This is a genomic window from Pseudoalteromonas luteoviolacea NCIMB 1942 (assembly GCF_001625595.1).
GTDB lineage: Bacteria > Pseudomonadota > Gammaproteobacteria > Enterobacterales > Alteromonadaceae > Pseudoalteromonas > Pseudoalteromonas luteoviolacea_A.
The window spans coordinates 1-17,407 of record NZ_AUXT01000189.1; the positions used below are offsets into that span (position 1 = coordinate 1).

The 17,407-nt window shown below is 42.0% G+C and carries 11 protein-coding genes; 3 read left to right on the plus strand and 8 right to left on the minus strand.

The window, feature by feature from the left end; translation table 11 throughout:
• Nucleotides 1-220: 220 nt before the first annotated feature.
• From N482_RS18095 to N482_RS18125, 7 genes are all read right to left on the minus strand, one after another.
• Entirely contained in the window at nucleotides 221-2,242 is a 2,022-nt protein-coding gene (locus N482_RS18095) for a Hint domain-containing protein (protein WP_063378382.1), read from the minus strand.
• Between the two features lie 22 nt (nucleotides 2,243-2,264).
• Nucleotides 2,265-5,372, minus strand: a complete 3,108-nt coding sequence (locus N482_RS18100) for a M4 family metallopeptidase (protein WP_063378383.1) — start codon at nucleotides 5,370-5,372, stop codon at nucleotides 2,265-2,267.
• A 22-nt stretch (nucleotides 5,373-5,394) separates the two neighbouring features.
• Nucleotides 5,395-7,320: a calcium-binding protein gene (locus N482_RS18105; RefSeq protein ID WP_063378384.1), complete on the minus strand. Its 1,926-nt coding sequence runs from the start codon at nucleotides 7,318-7,320 to the stop codon at nucleotides 5,395-5,397.
• 6 nt (nucleotides 7,321-7,326) lie between these two features.
• Nucleotides 7,327-7,839, minus strand: a complete 513-nt coding sequence (locus tag N482_RS18110; RefSeq protein ID WP_063378385.1) for a DUF1566 domain-containing protein — start codon at nucleotides 7,837-7,839, stop codon at nucleotides 7,327-7,329.
• 2 nt (nucleotides 7,840-7,841) lie between these two features.
• Nucleotides 7,842-9,908 (minus strand): DUF1566 domain-containing protein, encoded by a 2,067-nt coding sequence (locus tag N482_RS18115; protein WP_196765350.1) that lies wholly within the window; start codon nucleotides 9,906-9,908, stop codon nucleotides 7,842-7,844.
• An 81-nt stretch (nucleotides 9,909-9,989) separates the two neighbouring features.
• Complete coding sequence (locus tag N482_RS18120; RefSeq protein ID WP_155730637.1) at nucleotides 9,990-11,699, minus strand: hypothetical protein; 1,710 nt, start codon at nucleotides 11,697-11,699, stop codon at nucleotides 9,990-9,992.
• A gap of 53 nt (nucleotides 11,700-11,752) precedes the next feature.
• Nucleotides 11,753-12,397: a hypothetical protein gene (locus N482_RS18125; RefSeq protein WP_063378388.1), complete on the minus strand. Its 645-nt coding sequence runs from the start codon at nucleotides 12,395-12,397 to the stop codon at nucleotides 11,753-11,755.
• A gap of 284 nt (nucleotides 12,398-12,681) precedes the next feature.
• On the opposite strand from N482_RS18125, the gene N482_RS18130 reads away from it, so the two are divergent.
• Nucleotides 12,682-13,290, plus strand: a complete 609-nt coding sequence (locus N482_RS18130) for a PKD domain-containing protein (RefSeq protein ID WP_063378389.1) — start codon at nucleotides 12,682-12,684, stop codon at nucleotides 13,288-13,290.
• Nucleotides 13,291-13,352: 62 nt separating this feature from the next.
• Here the strand turns inward: N482_RS18130 and yfbV are convergent, their stop codons facing one another.
• Nucleotides 13,353-13,799, minus strand: a complete 447-nt coding sequence (gene yfbV, locus N482_RS18135; protein WP_063378390.1) for a terminus macrodomain insulation protein YfbV — start codon at nucleotides 13,797-13,799, stop codon at nucleotides 13,353-13,355.
• Between the two features lie 152 nt (nucleotides 13,800-13,951).
• Here yfbV and N482_RS18140 point away from each other — a divergent pair, with 152 nt between their 5' ends.
• Both N482_RS18140 and pta read left to right on the plus strand, forming a co-directional pair.
• On the plus strand, nucleotides 13,952-15,151 hold the full coding sequence (locus N482_RS18140; RefSeq protein WP_063378391.1) for an acetate kinase: 1,200 nt from the start codon (nucleotides 13,952-13,954) through the stop codon (nucleotides 15,149-15,151).
• 2 nt (nucleotides 15,152-15,153) lie between these two features.
• Nucleotides 15,154-17,298: a phosphate acetyltransferase gene (gene pta / locus N482_RS18145; protein WP_063378392.1), complete on the plus strand. Its 2,145-nt coding sequence runs from the start codon at nucleotides 15,154-15,156 to the stop codon at nucleotides 17,296-17,298.
• Nucleotides 17,299-17,407: the final 109 nt, after the last annotated feature.

Here is a 17,407-nt window from a genome sequence, read left to right on the forward strand (position 1 = left end):
GTTAGCTAGACGCTTACGTTTGAACAAACAGAAAGCTCACAACAAACAATAGAAAGATTTTTAAGAGACATGTTTATAAAAGCGAGTTTTCAACAAAGTTTGGGAACATAGCCCGAATTTTTGTATAGTACATATCAAAAATCAGTTTATATACGCATAGTATATATCCGTTTTTTTAAAAAAAGCTGACATAAAGCCAGCTTTTTAAAGGGGTTATTGATTACTTAGTTTCTAAACTATTTAGGTAATCTGCGTGCCACTCTTGAGGAATACGCTCTAATGCTTCTTCAACCGTTTCCTTGTGAGTTTCTAACTCATTTTCTGTCTGCATTGCAAGGTCACCAACAGAAACACCGTTTGCAAACATGACAAAAGTTTCGCCTGCGTCTTGCTTGCCATTTACACGTGCTAATTTAAGGTTATATACATTGTCTTTGTAATCAACCTTCTCAAACTTAGTGATTTTAGCTGGACCTTTCGCAGTTTGAATTACATCGCCTTCAGCCACATTTAGAGCCCATACAGCCTTACCACCTTCACGCACTAATGGGTGAGATTCAGTCAAGGTAAGTGTTTGGCCAAGCTCAGTTGTTAATTTAACCATAGGTAAGTGCTCTACACCCACTGATACATCAACAACTTTAAGAACTTCGGTGTTGTCTGGTTCAAACTCGCTCGCACCAAGTACAAGATCGCCTACATTAAAAGTTTCAACTGCCTTCGACTGTTTGTTTGGCATCAAGATTTGAGTACCTTTCGCTAAACAACTGAAAGAGAACTGAAGTGGTGCTTGGTCATATCGAGCCATGTCTTTTGGTAATTCAGGCGCTTCTTCCGATGCAATGATATAAGAAGTATACCCAGTTACATAGTCATACTCTTCTTGTGTCGCACCGAAGTATGTCATCGCGTCTTGTAAGTTACCCATCCAGTTAACTTCAAGTGCGATATTCATGATCCAATATGCATCAGCACGACGCTGGAAAATACCCGGACGCGCGAATAATGCAGATTCACGAGGAATATTCCAACTTAACGTTGTTACTGGAGACCAGGTAGCTTCATCAAAGCGATAATCAATAGTGAAATACTGCTCAAATTTCGCTTTCATGTTTGCATTGTGCAACGATAGTTTATCGTGAAAAGCTTCTTTTGATTGGATCATCACATCTGTTGGTGGCACATTCTGTGCGCCTAGTACATCGTCTTCTTCAAATAAAACACGAGAAATGTATGTCGGTAATGTGATGCTGCCTTTAAATGGAATCGTAACATGTGGAATATTGTTGTAATCACCACCCGCTTGAACCATTGGGTAGTCACAATCTCCGTAGTCACGGTTCAAACAAACCATAATAATGCCGTCTTGACCTGCAACATTCTTTTTGTTTGCGTCCGCTTTACGGAAGTCTTTTGGATGTTCAACAACATGTTGGAATGCGTCAAATTGCGCGATGCCAACACCACCAGAAGCGGCTTCAGAAAAATCTGCTTTAGCCATGACCATTGGAACATTAGCAGGACGATTGTTAACAGGCAAACCAAGTTCTTTTGCTAACATACCTAAGATTGCATGTTTGTCATACTTAACATCAATCTTTTTCAGAACCTTAGTTCCATCTGCAAACATAACGTAAGCAGTACCTTTACCATAAACTTCTTTCGCGCGCTTAACATGCTCGTATGCGCTTTCAACTGTCGCTTCACCGCCTAATACTTTACGATTCAAGCTCGCACCACCATCGCCAAAGAAACGTGCAGTTTGTTGAGTTGTGATTTGCTCACCTTTCTCATTAACCAACTTGATAGATAGTACCGTAAGGTTTGTCGCTTTTGGTTCAGCATTTAACAATCTGATTTTGAACAGTTTAGAAGCACCTTCACCAACGATGTTGAAACCTAGGTGGCTAAAGTAAGACTCTAGTTCAGCTTCTGTTGTATCACTACTATTATAACTTCTTACAAAACGCGCATCTTGCACATCAATTTTTGCTTGAGGAGTATGAAGCTCTTTGAAAAGCTGTGGACTGTTTTTATCATTCCAACCAGCTTCCTTGAAAACCTTCTCCATCTCAGCAATTGCTTCTTTACTATCGGGGTCAACATACTGAACGCCATCTTGTACGTTAAGACCTTGAACGACAGGCGTGCTTACTTTTTTAGTTATTGGTTGCTCGAATGCAGCGACAGATCCAAATGCCAATACCGAACTAACAGTAAGCGCTAAAAAGCTAAGTTTCATTTTATTCTCCTTAATTTATATATTATTTTACTATTTGAAATTGCATGCTGTCCGCGCCTTCTTGCGGAACGCATGGTACTGCTGAACTACCTTGTTCGTCCGTGTATGCAACAACACAAACGTTTACGGACTTACTCGATAAACTCAATTTTGAGCTGTACTTATTCCTTTCCTTCGCTTCATATACACCATTTTTGTTTGCGTCTATCCAGAACTCAGTTCTGATGGGCGAATTAGCGCTGCTCGTCGCATTGACTTCAATCTTGTTTATACATGCCTTACTGTAGTTATATGAGCTATTGATAACCTGATTATTACGTATTCCTCGTATCGTCTCTTCATTCCAGCAACTATTCCACCAACCATACTTCATAGAAACATCTACACTGCTAATGGTAACCACATCTGGTGGTGTCATGTCTTCAAGTACAACTGTCTGTTTAATGGTGTGAATCGCACCATTGGACAGCGTTAAGGCCATATAAATATCATGCGTCCCCGCGTGTGCGAATGTATAATCCCAAGGCCCAGGTCTATCCTGCGGCTGATGCCAAACCTGCTCGACATTCCAACGTAAATCGATGATATTTAGAGCACCTAACTGCGGTGTAAGAGTGACTTTTAATGGTTCTTCTTGAGACACGGTTACATCGAAAGAAACACCATCTGGTAAAGACTCCACATGAACACGTTTAGTTGCTGTAAATCGCGTGTTTAAGCTATCCAAATATAAATCTAAAGTGACATCAAACTGACCATAATCTCTATAATTAAATGTGAACGTTTCGTTTGTATAACGCGTAGTCTTAGTATTGGCGTTGTCTCCGAAACTCCACAGATAACGAGGTGAAACTGTCAGAACATCATGTTGTACAGAAAATTGGCATTGAGTCTGCTGGACAGTACAGCTGAAATTTAATAATGGTGACGCAACAGGCGTTACATCTTGTTCTGTTGTTTGGACCACTTGACCATTTGATAACAGATCAACACGTACCTTGGTTGTTTCTGTCATCTGGCGGGTGATTACAGCTGTATCTTGTGCAACTTGTTGGCCATTGAAGTACCAGTTATACGTTGGGTTTTCCACACCAGTGCTTGATGCTGTCAGCGTAATTGAGTCATTCACTTGTTGATGTGTGAACTCTACGGTCTTAATATCGCTGCCTTGAACAAAGTCAATAAGCAGATCCATGACTTGTCCTGTCGCAGTTTTCGCACAGCCGCTTTGTTTTGCATCGTCAATTCGGATGCGAAGCAACATAGGACCTGTTTCTATATGCTGGAAGTTGCTGAAGTCAAAATTAACGTCAGTGGTAACATTACTCTGTGATAACAGCAGCTCGTTACTAAGCAGATCGGTCTTTTCTTCAAAAACGCGATTGCGATTAAAGTCAGCATACACATTTACATGACGATTATTTAATTGTGCATCAAATTGGGCCATAAATTGGTTCAATGAATAAACCGGCTGCTGCAATGTAGAAAATGTATAGCCTGAGTTTGCATTCACATGTTGACCGTTCACAGTTAAACCCGAAAGTGCAATGTCAGCAGTTTCGGGGACACACCTTGGAGTGTCAGCACCATAGACAATTCGATAGGCATTTTTTTCTTGCCCATTCGTCAATCGTACTTTTAGCTCAATGACACTTTCACCGCTGTCTAACATCACGTTGCTGCTTTTCACTGATGAGTAGCTTCCTTGACCTGTATTTTTGGTCCAATTTACTTGCGCAACGCCATTGACTAACACTTTTAAGGTATCTACTTGGCTATAACTAAAGCTACGATCTGTAATATCGTATTTTGCTTCGTCCAATAATCTCGTGACATCAAACTGCAAGTTATTAACACCTGAGTTGCTTGGCGTTACACCGACTTGTTGCAGTAATGTACTAACTAAAACAGGGTCACTCGCTTGCCTCACTAAACAATAGCCAGCATGGTCGATGTCACTATTTGAATTGAAACATTGCTTCGCTGCACTAAGAACTAGCTTGTATGCTTTTTCAATATCCCAACCATTTTGATTGCTCAATAGATAGAAAAACTTACTAAGCACACCTGACTTCTGGTGCGGGCCAGACGCTTCCTCAATATCTCGGTAATCATCAACACTGATTAGATCGAATCTAGGAAAGTTAATGTATCGAGAAGGCGTGCCACTGAAGTTACGATCAGCAGCAAACCACCATTTTTTTGCCTTTCCATTTTGCCATGATTGCCCAAATGGCGTGTCTTGAAAAGCATCAATAGTGGGCTGTAATTGTTTGAAGAAATAGTCACGAGCAGCAATTGTCGTCATATCTGAAAACGCTTCATGTACAGCCGACTGTTCTCCACCACTGTATTGTAAATCACTATTCCATGTTAATAATGCATGGCCAATTTCATGAGATACAATATCGAATGAGCTACCATGTGCAAACTGGCCAAAAGCATTACCGCCAGCAGCCAAATTCACATAGGTTCCATCCCAACTACTGCTATAAGTTTGCCCATCGACAGAGTAGTTAACTCGAAGCTGCATTTGGTTAATACAGTAGTGAGCATTCCAAGCAGGGCATAAAGACGTTTGTTCTGGATATAATTCAGACAAATAGTCCACCGCCATCTGCATTGTTACGCCAGCGTATAAGTGTGCATCGTTTTGCGGCTGAAAAGCACCACTGACAATGTATTTGTAAAGCATATTACTGTCGTCATAGCTCTCTTCATTGCCGTTGGGACAGTCATATGAGTATGTAGTGAAATCTTCAGGCGCAACATTTCGCTCCGCAATGATGGTATTTACCAACTCATTACGTAAATAACATTTACCTTGTTCGACTTCCACCACCATGGGATATCCATCAAACGCAGCGAAAGATTTAGATTGAGAGTTGCGATAGACAATATTGTTGGTCGTAGGTGGCGTTGGAAATTGTGCATCAATTCTTGGATTAGTTGGCGGCACAAATTGGCTGCATTTATCAGCCTTATTGGTTACCAAATCAGTACCTGGCGCATGAACACAGTTGATGCCCATAGTCGCATTACCTGTAAATGCAGGTACGGCTTGATATTGAGTGGCTAGTGCAGGCAGAGCGGCAATTGCCAAGCTCGCGGCACAAGTTAGGTGTTTCACACTATTCTCCTTGTAGAATATTTTAAAGCGGTTGCTCTGATATAACCATGAGTTGTTTTGTTGTTAAGTTAAGTAAAAACTGGGCAAAATATCCCTGCCTAATTCGCTCATATAAAATAAACTCGACATTTTTTAAGTGGTATGTTGCGGTGCTCGTTTGCAATGTGACACCGTTGTCAAAAGTAGTCCCATAGTGTACTTGGAAAGTATCACCTGAACGGTCGTCTGCTATTATGCCTGCAACAAATCGGTCGACTCCCTGAGCTAGGTCTACATTTATTGCACTTCCTGGCGTAACGGTTTGAATTTCTAATACGTTTGGCTTGGAGTTACCTACCACTGATTGCACATTTCGAAGCTCTGAAATACGCATCAATGTCGATGCATCGTTTTCAAAATGAATTGCATCATTGCCTGAACCTCCATCAACCAAACCCACTGATAACTTGAGTTTGAATGTGTCATTGCCATTGCCACCGTGGTATTCTCCTGTGCCCGAATGCGCAATCAAAACGTCATCGCCTTCTTCACCAAAGAGCTTGTCTTGCCCTTCTGTACTTTTGAGCGTATCGTTCCCATCTCCGCCCAACAAGGTCTCGTTTCCATGCGAATCGTAGAGGAAATCATCACCTTTTCTGCCTTCAATACGAGAGATGCCAAACGCGGGAATAAGTTGATTGTTTTGGTCGTTGCCGGCTAAGACTTCGACACCTTCAATCTGTGTTGTCAACGCGATAAGGTTTAGTCCACCACTCACTTGGATTGTGTCTGTGCCTGGACCGCCATATATTTGATGTCGATTAAACCCTGCATCATCTAACAGAAATATGTCATCACCATACCGACCATCCATTAAGTCTATACCTGATGAGTTGTAAAAAGTGTCGTTTCCCCAATCCCCATCGAGTAGATCGTCACCGTTTTGACCATACAGGTGGTCATCACCGTCACCACCAGACATGACGTCGTTTCCATCACCGCCATATAGCTTGTCGTTGCCAAAATTACCGTATACGTAATCAACGCCAATGCCACCATCTAGCGTGTCATTACCGTCGTCTCCAAAAAGATGGTCATCATTTGCACCACCATATAGAGTATCAGCGCCCTCACCACCTTCTAACGTGTCACTACCAGACTCACCATATAGCTTGTCGTCTCCGTGATCTCCAAATAGCTCATCATCATGATTACCGCCATAAAGGAGGTCCTTGCCATCTCCCCCCCACAGCTTATCTTTGCCATCGCTTCCTAGTAGCTCGTCTTCACCGGCACCGCCGTAGAGTAAGTCGGCTCCAACTCCGCCATCCAAATAGTCATTCCCTATAAAAGCTGGACTTTCATCGCCTTCTAATAGGTCATCCCCACTTTCGCCAAAGAGCGTGTCATTTCCATCACCACCTTTGAGTTCATCATTTCCAGAGCCCCCTTTCAGAGTGTCTATTCCCTCTCCCCCTGAAAGTAGATCTTTTCCTTGTCCACCAAACAGTTGGTCGTTTGCACTGTCTCCATATAGTTTGTCATCTCCTTCATCACCATGAACAACATCGTCACCTTGACCGCCACGCATATTGTCATTGTCCTGACCACCATACAAAGTATCCGCACCGCTCTCACCGACCATGGTATCTTCGCCGCTACCACCGATAAGCTCGTCATCACCTTCACCGGCGATCAAAATATCGTTACCTTGACCACCATCTAGTTTGTCATTACCTGCATATCCAATGATCTCATCAGTACCATTAGTACCAACGAGTATGTCATTTTCATCCGTACCTTCGATCACACCCTGAATAGTCAGCGCACTGACATAATTGTTAACTAATCGAACGTCGCGGGTATACACATAAGGCGTTTGGCTTATTTCAAATGGCAGTTGCTCTAAGCTCCTTGGAAGACCGGGATCTATTACCACTGTGGCGAGTGTTAACATAACTATCGACATAATTATTTACTCCACAGTTTGGTCAATATTACGGACTAATAGCACAGCAGGACCACTGAGACTGATCACCCAAGGTACTAGCTGTGTACTCGCGGTACTAAGCACTAATAAACCAGCTGAACTCCCACTTGATGCGGTTGTTGAAGTCCAAACATAGTTGAGTCGATCTGGCAGTTGCATAACGAGCTTGGCATTTTCTGCTTCGCATTCATGCGCAAATAAACTAACTAACTCTTTGACATTGGGTAACCGCCAATCACTGTACCCTTCAATTGTGACGCTTGTAGCTACTTCTAATGCCTGCTTGCCTGTCATTGAGAATCCACTTTGATTGTCACTGAGACAGGTTTTTGTTGTTGGTTCTATAACGCAGTCCATCCACATCAAGCGATGCTTGTTATCAAGCAAAATTTGATCGTCTCCCTTATCAAACCTTATCGGTGCATCGTTGACACAGCTGGCATTTGCAATTGCCTGTCCACTCACTAATACACTTAAAACGAAAATCAACTTATCCATGTTTATTGCTCCGCTACCAGTAAAAATTGCGCATTTTCTTCCACACTTTTCCAAGTGCCATTGAGTTCTTCGCCATATACTAAAAACGCGTAGTATTTCTGATCTTTTATGGCTGACGTTCTCAAGTTCAATACACTTTGCGTGTTTGTTAATTCATCGTTACTCAACCAGGAAAGTGTAGAGTTTTGCTGGTTAATACTTAAAATTGATAAAGTTTGATTAATGCTAGGTAACTTCCAGTCTCCTTTACCGCAAAGGCCTCTCGTATTTAAGTCTTGAATTACAGCATTGATAGAGCAATTTGAGCCCATGCAATTCGCATCTACCAAAGGTAGCTTTTGGTCTAGAGGATACGAGTCGGCAGACTTCAGAAGCCATGTCAGTCCTGAGACATTGTCATGTAAGCAATGTGCGTCGGCTGCAAAGTTTTCAACAAAATGACCTTGTTCATTTAAGAATATGAAATCGAATCCATCAGGTCCGCTGCCTAACTTAATTAAGTTCGGTACAGAGTCTCTTCCGTGTTGCGCATCAAGACCTTGTAGTACGCTATTAGAGGATTGGCTATACCACTTATCGCCATCATCAATCAGCCTCTTATCTCCGGTATCATTTAGAACTTTGTCTTGGAAAGTATTCACTTGGGTGTCATGCGAAACACTTACTCCGTTACCCAAATCCACTTCCAGTTCAAATCGATACTCTTGAGGCAACGCATTAGCAATAAAGCTAGGCTCGAGCGTAGTGCTACCATCTAATGTGACATTACTACCAAGGCGTTGATGCCAAGTTATATTGCTAATAAAAGACATCGGTACATTGACGCTAGCTGTAAGTGGAACCTTGCTTTTCGCATAACGCTTCGCTGCATGTTCAAAGGTAATAACAGGCAATTTCTTGATACTTACATCTACGACTTGCTCATTTAAATTGCCATGTATGTCGGCTGCGAATAACTTCAAACTCGCAGTATTGTTTGTGTCAGAATTCGCGGTAAGCTCATACTCCCATTCAGCTATTTTCTGGACTTGCACTAGCTCTGGGGTCAAGTTGTCTAATCTAAAATCAAACATTTCTTGCTCAGGTTCAGACACATTAACAATCAATTTGGTCTTTTCTGTATTCCATAATGTCGCTGTCGATAGTTGGTGTGACAATTGCGGAGGTAGATTAGGCTTAATCGTAATATCAAACTCTTTTTCTAATATTGCTTGTTGATCGTTTGTTGTTATTTCTACTTTGACAGCAAGCGTTGCCTTTGACGCTACATCTATGTTTTGTGCCAATAGAGCCACATTGTTTGTTGTTTCATTCTGTAATGTAATTGAACTAGCTATTGGTGGTGTGACAACTCGCCAAGTGTAATTAATTTGTGCATTTACAGGAAGGTTGCTTACTGTTGCTTGAATACCACCACTGATAAGTGCCGTGTAACTCGCATCAAACTCTAACGATAACTCTGGTTGAGGTATGGTTGTGCCGAGAGATACATTTTTCGTTTGCACATACTGCCACCCATTTTGTACGTAGACCGCATTGACCAATAATGCATCCGACCCTGAATAACGCTTATTTACCTTCAACGTTACCCTGTCACCATTAGGTATCACCTTTAAGCCCCTGTCACTGCCAAATTCATCCGCGATTACCCAGTCTATACGAGTGTCCGCTGGTAATCCCATTATTGTATAATCGGCTGATTGACCCTTACTTAATTTTTCTGGTCCTTGTATCGTAACGTCTGCCGGCAGCGGTTTATTCTGCTTGACCTCAATTTCTAGATCAGCAATATCATAGTTCCATCCGTCAACACCAAAAGCACGTATAAAAATGTACGAATCTGCACTAGCAGGACTTAAAGCAAGTTGAAGTGTTTGTTGCTTATCCCCTGTCGCATATATTTCGCCGTTGAAAAACGACTGTTGCCATTCAATCTGCTGGTACTTTTCACTGTCAACTACGTTGAACATAACTGCTTCACCAGGTTGGATATATTTAGGCCCATGGACTTCTAATGCTTCAGCTTGAAAACCCAACGCAAGCACAAGCGGAAGCCATAAATGCTTCATACACATAGAACTTTCCTTATTTAAACCTGAAATATAAGTAGAAGCTGAGCTACAGCTTCTACTATTTTGGTGGGACTTGGCTTAGTTAGCCTTGAAAGTTAAGTACTTGTCTTTCGGGATATAAGTGATTTCGTTAGAACGCTCAGTGTAGAAGCGGCTCTTATCACTATAAAATCTGCTGTAGTTACGACGATTGTCTAGAGTACCGACTACCCAACCAATCGCACAACCCCAAGGACCGAAGCTACAACCAACTTGTTTTGCAGCGTCTGACCATGCTTGGTGTTCAGCATCATTTAGAGGTGCAGCAGTAATACGTGGATAAACACTGTCCATTACACCGAATGCAATTCTACGCATGACTGCTTCTTTTACAGTCGCTTTCATGTCCTCATCCCAGTACTCACTGAAAGGAGGGTTGATGAAATTAACTTCGAAGTCTTGAGTGTTTTTAGTCCACTCATGGAAACTGCTCTTACGCTTCTTCCAGAATAGGAAACCACTTGACTTGTTAGAAGTCATACGGCTGATGATGCTATGCGCTTTGTATTTAGCTTCATAGCCAAACGGTACTTCGATCAACCATTGTAGACGTAGTGAAGGCTGAATATATGTATCCATTTTAGCAGCAAGTTCACTTTCCGTTACACCGTCATTTTTAAGCTTACAAGCACCATGAAGGTTTGTTGCGATACTTGCGCTTGAAGAACCGAAGCTACCGTATACTAGTGCATCAACGTCGTTTGGATTGATGTTGTTCATGTACGCGCCTTCTTCGGTAGATTTTTCTTCACCGTTGAAGTTTTCGTACAAGCTATCAAACCCTTTTGGCTTATAGCTGATCAACTGTTTAGGAAGTGTAACGCTGTGAATTGGCGTGATGTTGTTCAATGCTGAATCACCAGTACTAGCGTATGCCGGGCTCATGTTAAGAACAAACTCAGCTGCAACCAATGGCATTGGTCTCCATGATGTAAGCTGTGGAATATTCGTATTTAAACGACGAATACTTTCAACATGCGCATCGTAATCAAGCTGATAGATGATTTTGGTGTTCGCACCGTACATTGTCGCTAATTCAATGTAGTTTTCTTTGGCACGTTCCTCAATATTATCAGCATAAGTTTCATAGCGCATAACGCGCTCGTCAATCTCAAAAATCTGATCTTCAAGACCTTCAATTTCAGCAACTAAACGATCAATTTTATATAAAGAGATATTGTTAGCTGAACGATAGTCATCATAGCCACGTTTTGCGTCATAATATGCGTCTTCAGTCGCATAACGTGCATCAAGACATTCTTGCGTTGTCATAGCATCGTTTCTTAAACAACCACTGTATGCACTGAAACGGTTTGTGTATTCAAGCAAAGCCATCTCGTATGACTGCTTAAACACGCCGTATTGCCAGTAATCAATCTGACCTTTTAGTGCTGTAAGCTCAACGTTTGATTGAATTTTCGCATCAACCAAAGGTTCGCCATCTAACTGAAGCTGAAATGCTTTGTCACGCCAAACTTTCGAGCGAGTTTGTGAAGAGTCAAACTCTGATTTAGCGTAATCAAGATTACTACAAAACGATATACCCTGTGTTTCCACATATCCGCCAAGAGATGCAGTCCCCAAGTCAGGTGGCGCAACATAAGCCGTTTTACAATTTTGGCTAAACATTACATCTGCACCACCTGTATTCACTGTGCTACCAAACGAGCAATCTTCACGTAGGCTAGGTAGCGCCATTGAAGTTGCAGGAATTGATAGAACTGCCAGTGCTAAAATAGATTTTTTCACTGTATTCATCCTTATATTAGTATTAAGCGAGTCCTTGGACCCAATGTAGTGATTTACTGAACTTCATGTTCATTTTTTACTGCATTTGTCATCGCATCGATTTCTCGTTGCCATTCCTTCCTTGATTCTCTTCTCTTTTCTAATGTTTCAGCGACGGTACTGCGAACAAAGTTTAAGTCTTCTTCGTAGGCGTTTTCGCCATACTTTTCATCAAACTCAGCTTCAATCCTTTTGAGATCTAGTTCACCAATACGCTTAATTATTTTGTTAAGGTGGGTATAAGTATGCTTAAGCGACATTACATCTTGTTCGCTCAAGTTACTTTGATTGATCATTTCAACCGCTTGGTTTTTTTCGAGTTGCTCTCGAATAAAGTCATATTCCTTCTCTAATTCTCTGAGGTCGTGCAACTCCTCCAGTGGACGTAATGGAAAGTCAAATACAGAAGCTTCACTATTTAAAGAAGCTAAACCCGGTCCATCAGACAACGAAGGTTGCTCAGCTTTTACTGGTTCCTCTGACTTACTGTTCGTTTCAGTTTTTGCATTTGAAATTTCTAAAGATGGTTTATCATTTAGCCTAGAAATCTCATTTTTTGATTTGTTATTACTGGCTGAATAATAATTTTCATAGCCAATCCATGCTGTGATTACAGACGATACTACTACAGCAGATACCACATATGATTTAACTTTCACCGCTCACTCCTTGAATCATCCCAGACATCATTTATGAGAATTAAAAATTTAATATGTTACTTTTTGAGTAAATTGCCTAACAAATTATAAACATTACTTTCGGTCTAAGATCAACCTTTTTATCCACTTTTTTTCACTTTTGATTTACACAATTAAGATAATATAAACTTTAAATATATTTAGTCGAAGTGAAATATCGCTGTAAAAATTGCATGTAAAAATAGTCGACTCGCGCAGTTATTACGGATAATATGCACCTTAAAGAAGGAATTAAGGAATAAAAAATGATTCTAAAACGGAACTTTTGTATTGGATTTATGTTATTATCTGCATTCACAAATGCACCAAATGCCGTTGCTAATCAATTGACTTATCAGTGGGAATTTGGTGACGGCAATATCAGTACAGAAGAAAATCCAAATCACCAATACACAACCCCTGATTTTTACACGGTCACGCTAAAAGCCTTTGCAGATCAAGACCTAAGTTACAGCAAGCAATATGAGGTTGACGCTGTAACACCTGCAATAAAGTCGCTAACGCTCAATATCCCCAAGCGTATTGAGCAGGGAAAAAGTGCACTGCTCTCTGTGAAATTAGAATCAGATTACAATCTTAATTTGGATTACAAATGGACTTTACCTAATGATAAAGTCGCAAATGGAAGCAACTCTGAAGTCGTATTTGAAAACAGCGGCGAAAATAAAATTGCACTCACTGCATATTTCAAAGAACGCCCCGTATCTGAACAAAACATTACAGTTAACGTTTTAGGCGCATCAGAACCAGACCCCACTCCACCCAGCCAAGGCGAAGACAGCTCAAGCGGCTCTCTGTTTTGGATATGTTTCATGTTGATGGGCGTAATATGGGCTCGTCAGAAGGTTGAGTAACTTTTTTTGAGCGCGTCATCTTTAATGGTGTTTGACGCGCCAAAAAAATTATCAAGCAACTATTACAAATTTTCTTTAGTAAACGCTTTGTCCATTTTCTCGAACATGTCTCTTAGTAGCTTAGCAAGTTCGCGATAAGTTGGTTTTCCTGCGCAAATGGGACCCTCGTAGCCTTGAGCAACCATTTTTTGATATAGATCTCGATACCAACTTGATAATGCAGGATTTAAAGACGTTTCACAGCGCTTACCCAACCAAAGTAGCCCCTGAACAGGTAAGGTTAAGAAGAAAAGCGCGATAGCAATAGATTGAGGTAAGTAGTCCATCCCTAGCTGACTGGTTTGCAAAAACACGGTAAATAACGCAAGAATTGGCATCGTTTGAAGCGCCAACTCAGTAGCTTTAATGACCCTAAACTCCGGAAACAAAGGCGCTAATTCTTTACGCATTGGCCACTCTTTGGTGTATTGACGACCCAGTTGCACTTGTGAAATAAGACTTTTCTGCATCATAACTCCTAGGTGCTAACTTTTATCTAAAAAATAAGGTAAAATTGCAGTCATACTAGTCAATTATACCTTAGTATTAAGCATAATGCCGATTTAACTTCTTCATTTAGCTTAATACGCAACTACTCTTATTGTCAAAACGGAAAGTCATTATGTCATCGTCGCATGTTTTGGTCCTCAATTGTGGCAGTTCTAGCCTCAAATTCGCAATCATTGACTCTAGCTCTGCACAAGAGCATTTATCTGGGTTAGCCGAGCGCTTAGGTGAATCTTCACCTCAAATTAAATACAAATTTAATGGTGAAAAGCACGTGGTTGCCTTAGCCAATGGTGACGCACACGAAGTCGCCATTAATAAACTCGTTGAGTTAGTAAAAACATTAAAACTAGACCAACAGCTCGTCGCTGTAGGACACCGTGTTGTTCACGGTGGTGAGCATTTTACACACTCAGCACTCATAACTGACTCTGTTTTAGAAGCAATCAAACAAACAGCAACGCTTGCACCTCTTCACAACCCTGCCAACCTGCTAGGCATTGAAGCGGCGAGCGAGGCCTTTGCGACGCATCCACAAGTTGCCGTTTTTGATACCGCATTCCACCAAACAATGGACCCTAAAGCGTTCCTATATGCCCTTCCGTATGAGTTGTATAAAAAACACAGTATTCGCCGCTATGGCTTTCATGGTACTAGCCACTACTACGTATCGGCACGAGCAATCGATCTTTTAGGGCTTGTGGGGAAACCTTCGAAAATAGTTACGGCGCACCTAGGTAACGGTTGTTCAGTTTGCGCGGTGAAAGACGGTAAATCTGTAGACACCAGTATGGGCCTAACCCCGCTTGAAGGCCTCGTGATGGGCACTCGAAGTGGTGACATCGACCCGGGTCTATTTGCTTATTTAGTTAACCAAATGAACTACACTGCCTCTCAGATAGACACACTATTAAATAAAGAAAGCGGACTGTTAGGGATTAGCGAGCTTTCGAATGATTGTCGCACTATAGAAGAAAGCGCCGCTGAGGGACATGCTCAGGCACAACTCGCACTTGACATTTTCTGCTTCAGATTAGCGAAGCAAATTGCCAGTTTTGCTGTACCATTAAACGGAATAGATGCACTTGTTTTCACTGGTGGTATTGGTGAAAATTCTGATGTTATTCGCGCGAATGTCGTAAAACAACTGGAATTCCTTGGCTTTACCCTAAACGACGAACAGAATTTAGCTGCGCGTTTTGGCAACGAAGGCATAATCACTGAACTTACCGCTATTCCAAAAGCAATGGTTATTCCTACCAACGAAGAGCTCGTTATTGCTCAAGACGCTGCAAAACTTGCACAGGAGCAATAACTATGAGCCGAAGAATAATGCTTATCCCTATTTCTACAGGGGTTGGTTTAACATCAGTTTCTGTCGGGCTCGTTCGCGCGCTAGAACAAAAAGGCGTGAAGGTTAACTTTTTTAAGCCGATCGCACAGCCACGAAATGCCGATGTGGGACCTGAAAAATCTTCGTTGATCATAAAAAAAGGCTCTTCTATTGAACCACCAACACCTTTTGAGTTGCACTATGCAGAGCAAATGATTGGAGATGGTAAAGGCGATGATCTTTTAGAAGAAATTGTTGAGCGCTTTGAAGGTTCTGTTCACGACGATGAAGTCGCAATCATAGAAGGGATGGTGCCAACAAGAAAACAACCTTATGCAGGTAGGGTTAATAGGGAAATTGCTCAAACTCTAGGGGCAGACATAGTGTTTGTTTTGACACCAGGGAACGATAGCAATGATCAGTTAGAAGACCGCCTTGAGATTGCCTCAGGAAATTATGGAGGCATTGACCATGCGAGAGTACTTGGTTGTATTTTCAACAAAGTTAATGCGCCTTTAGATGAAGATGGCCGAGCCAGAGCAGACCTAGTTGACCAACACGAGCCTGAGCAGTTAGAAAACGAAATGAACCGCCTAGCGTCATTGCCTATCTTTCGTAAACACCCTTTTATGCTGCTGGGTACTATACCTTGGGATTTTGACCTCGTCGCTCCGCGCGTAAGAGATCTCAGCGACTATATGCAAGCTGAAGTGATAAACGAAGGTGATATGGCGCATCGTCGCTTACGCCGAGTTACGTTTTGTGCAAGAACTGTATCTAATATCCTGAATCACTTTACGCCAGGCGCTTTACTAGTCACGCCTGGTGACCGCTCAGATATTCTAGTCGCAGCTTGTTTGTCGGCAATGAATGGCACCAAGTTAGGCGCTATTTTATTAACTGGTGGGTTCAAGCCTGAGCCACGTATCATGGAGTTGTGCGAACAAGCCATGAATACGGGGTTACCAATTCTCGCGACCGAGGCCGATACGTGGAGAACCTCATTACTGCTTCATAACTTCAACATGGAAGTTCCCGCAGATGATGAACAACGCATCGATAAAGTAAAGCAACACAATGCAGATCATATCGACCCTGACTGGCTAGACAGCCTATCTCAAGGGGTTGCCCGTACCAGAAAGCTATCTCCACCAGCCTTTAGATATATGCTTACTGACTTGGCTAGGCGCGCTGATAAAACCATCGTTTTACCTGAGGGTAATGAACCTCGAACAATCAAGGCAGCAGCCATTTGTGGTGAACGCGGTATAGCCAAAACAGTACTATTAGGTGAGCACGAGGAAATTCAACGAATTGCAGTGCAGCAAGGCGTTGTTTTGAATGAAAACGTAACAATACTGGACCCTACCCAAGCGATTGATAGATATATCGCGCCAATGGTAGAGCTTCGTAAAAATAAAGGTCTAACAGAGGTTGTTGCTGCCGAACAACTTCAAGACAACGTAGTGCTGGGTACTATGATGCTTGCTGAAAGTGAAGTCGATGGGCTTGTTTCTGGCGCAGTAAATACGACAGCCAACACCATTCGACCTCCTCTACAACTGATTAAAACAGCACCTGATTCATCCTTAGTGAGTTCTGTTTTCTTCATGCTTTTACCAGATCAAGTGCTTGTTTATGGAGACTGTGCGATAAACCCTGACCCATCAGCTGAGCAACTTGCTGATATCGCAATTCAATCGGCTGACTCAGCAGCTGCATTTGGCATTGAACCTAAGGTTGCAATGATCAGTTATAGCACGGGCACATCGGGGCAAGGCGCGGACGTCGACAAGGTCCGTGAAGCAACGAAGCTAGCTCAGCAAAAGCGTCCTGACTTGGATATCGACGGACCTTTACAATACGATGCAGCTATAATGGAAAATGTCGCGCGGAAAAAGGCACCAAACAGCAAAGTAGCAGGTAAAGCGACGGTCTTTGTTTTTCCTGATTTAAATACAGGCAATACGACTTACAAAGCGGTTCAGCGAAGTGCCGAACTCATTAGTATCGGACCTATGCTGCAAGGTATGCGTAAACCAGTGAATGACCTTAGCCGCGGAGCTTTGGTTGACGACATCGTTTATACAATAGCGCTCACAGCCATTCAAGCGGCCCAGCGTCATTAATCATGACTCCTAACTTGCTGAAGAGAGAAGAATTATCTTCTCTCTTCATAAAAGGGTTTCTTTTCATCATGCTTGCCTATACTATAAATAAGTCGATGCTGTTAGAGCG

Excerpts from the sequence above, each read along its gene's own strand:
- N482_RS18095 (WP_063378382.1), bottom strand. The coding sequence starts at position 2,242 with ATGAAACTTAGCTTTTTAGCGCTTACTGTTAGTTCGGTATTGGCATTT.
- N482_RS18105 (WP_063378384.1), bottom strand. The coding sequence starts at position 7,320 with ATGTCGATAGTTATGTTAACACTCGCCACAGTGGTAATAGATCCCGGT.
- N482_RS18110 (WP_063378385.1), bottom strand. The coding sequence starts at position 7,839 with ATGGATAAGTTGATTTTCGTTTTAAGTGTATTAGTGAGTGGACAGGCA.
- N482_RS18115 (WP_196765350.1), bottom strand. The coding sequence starts at position 9,908 with ATGAAGCATTTATGGCTTCCGCTTGTGCTTGCGTTGGGTTTTCAAGCT.
- N482_RS18130 (WP_063378389.1), top strand. The coding sequence starts at position 12,682 with ATGATTCTAAAACGGAACTTTTGTATTGGATTTATGTTATTATCTGCA.
- yfbV (WP_063378390.1), bottom strand. The coding sequence starts at position 13,799 with ATGCAGAAAAGTCTTATTTCACAAGTGCAACTGGGTCGTCAATACACC.
- N482_RS18140 (WP_063378391.1), top strand. The coding sequence starts at position 13,952 with ATGTCATCGTCGCATGTTTTGGTCCTCAATTGTGGCAGTTCTAGCCTC.
- pta (WP_063378392.1), top strand. The coding sequence starts at position 15,154 with ATGAGCCGAAGAATAATGCTTATCCCTATTTCTACAGGGGTTGGTTTA.